Source organism: Fusibacter sp., from assembly GCF_057447755.1.
This window is the reverse complement of sequence record NZ_JBVBZF010000461.1, coordinates 1-2099: the sequence shown is the minus strand read 5'-3', so window position 1 is coordinate 2099 and position 2099 is coordinate 1. Positions and strand designations below refer to the sequence as shown.

At 43.0% G+C, this 2099-nt stretch carries 2 protein-coding genes and 1 pseudogene; all 3 read right to left on the bottom strand.

Annotated elements, in window-relative coordinates; all coding sequences use genetic code 11:
* The coding region (locus tag AC220I_RS21665; protein WP_486725951.1) for a PocR ligand-binding domain-containing protein at positions 1-732 on the bottom strand (732 nt) is incomplete at its 3' end.
* A 102-nt stretch (positions 733-834) separates the two neighbouring features.
* Positions 835-1527, bottom strand: a complete 693-nt coding sequence (locus AC220I_RS21660) for an L-ribulose-5-phosphate 4-epimerase (protein ID WP_486725950.1) — start codon at positions 1525-1527, stop codon at positions 835-837.
* A 3-nt stretch (positions 1528-1530) separates the two neighbouring features.
* A pseudogene (locus AC220I_RS21655) lies at positions 1531-2099 on the bottom strand (L-arabinose isomerase); the annotation flags it as partial.

Sequence of the window (2099 nt, the reverse complement as noted above, 5' to 3'; positions counted from 1 at the left end):
GACGCCAAAGTTCTTCGAAAACAATCGGCTAAAATAGCTGTCTGATACATTGCAAATCTGAGCCAAGTGTCTAAGGGTAATTTTTTCAGCAAAATGAGTATGCATATAGTCAATTGCTGGTTGAAGCAAGTCAGCAGACCCTTGTATGTGTGAGGTTGCCACAGGCTCTGTCGTCAAGGTCAATTCGCTCAATATCCGCTCCCCAGGATTCTGAACCATATACTTGCAGATGGTTTGAAGAATATTGGCTGCGGCTTCGATTTTTGAATAGGACATCACCGGTAGTTTTTCATAGGCATTTCTAAAAGATGGGCTCTCTTCAAAGAGTGCCTCAATTTCAGACAATCTGTAAATCGTCTCTATTGGAGGCGTAGATTCGTTGACTTCCAACCGCACCTGACCTGCCATGATCGCACCAAGATACATATCGTTGACGATGATTGGGACTGCAAGATCTATGACGTTTGCATGACACCTGTAAATAAAGGGCTCTTTTGATCGAGCTGCTTCAAGACCACCATGAGAATCACATTTTTCACATAGCTTGGCATAGTCAGGCAATTGTCTGATCTGACTGCAAAAGGGACTGCACTCACTGTGATTGGTCAGAGGTCTACCCTTGTAGTCAACTGTGATAATGGCAAGATTTGTGGACTTTGCCAAGTTGTCTTGAATGCGTTGAAATTCTGAAGTTCTCACAGTATCGTACAACTTTATCCATGCATCATTCATCGTTGACGCCCCCTTCTCTTGCATTTACCTATACTTTGGATTATAGCATAAGGGTCCATGAAATTTCAAATAAGGTTTGAAAAATGAGAAGGGTGTAATCCTCTATTGGCCATAGTAGGCTTGCTTGCCATGCTTTCTTAAAAAATGCTTGTCCAGCAGGTCTTTTTGTAGTGACTTGTTCATATCGCCAGCCAAAATCATTTGTGTCCTATAGGCCATTTTTGCAATTTCTTCCATAACGACGGCGTTGTGAACGGCTTCACTAGGGGATTTTCCCCAAGCGAAAGGCCCATGCTCATTAACAATAACACCTGGAATTTCATTGGGGTTGATCGCTTCAAAGGTCTCTACAATGACCTTGCCGGTATTTTTTTCATAATCCTGAGCGATTTCCGCTGCTGTCATCGCTCGCGTACATGGAATATCGCCATAAAAATAGTCGGCATGTGTCGTTCCAAGGGCCTTAATCGATTTTCCCGCCTGGGCAAAACTGGTCGCCCAAGATGAGTGGGTATGGACGACACCCCTGACACCTTTAAAATGCTTGTATATTTCAATATGGGTCGCCGTATCTGAAGAGGGTTTATAATCACCCTCAACAACATGGCCCTCTAAATTCACCAAGACAATATCTTCAGGTTTTAAAACGTCATAGGCCACACCACTTGGCTTAATCCCTATGAGGCCAGATGCTTCATCATATTCAGAGACATTGCCCCAGGTAAAAATCACCAGATTATATTCAACCAATGCCATATTGGCATCGTAAACTCGTTTTTTTAAGGCTTCTAACATCATCTACCTCTTTAAATTCCAGATCACATCATTCATCATGAGCATCTGTTTGAAGGCTGTAATATCCGTATTTTGATCAATAACCACAAGTTCAATATCCATGAACTCTGCAAAATCCACAAGGTCTTCTTTTGTTACCGCATATGAAAAGACTGTGTGATGTGCACCACCTGCTAAAATCCAGCCTTTTACACCATCCTCAAAATTCGGATATGGCTTCCAAAGGGCTTTGGCCACAGGTAGCTTTGGCATATCCGCAATTGCGTCCACTGCTTCAACCGTGTTGACAATTAGGCGCATTCTTCCCCCCATATCAATCAATGAGGCGTTTAAGGCAGGTCCTGATTTTGCAGTAAAAGTCATACGTGCCGGAGCTTCTTTTCCACCTATACCAAGATGCTTGACAACTAGGGCTGGTTTATCCTTGGCAATGGTCGGACACACTTCAAGCATGTGGGCACCCAAGACCACCTTGTTTTCACTATCCAGATGGTAGGTATAGTCTTCCATAAATGAGGTGCCATTATTGTCAATAATCTTCATCAATCTCAAAAGTGCAGCCGTTTTCCAGT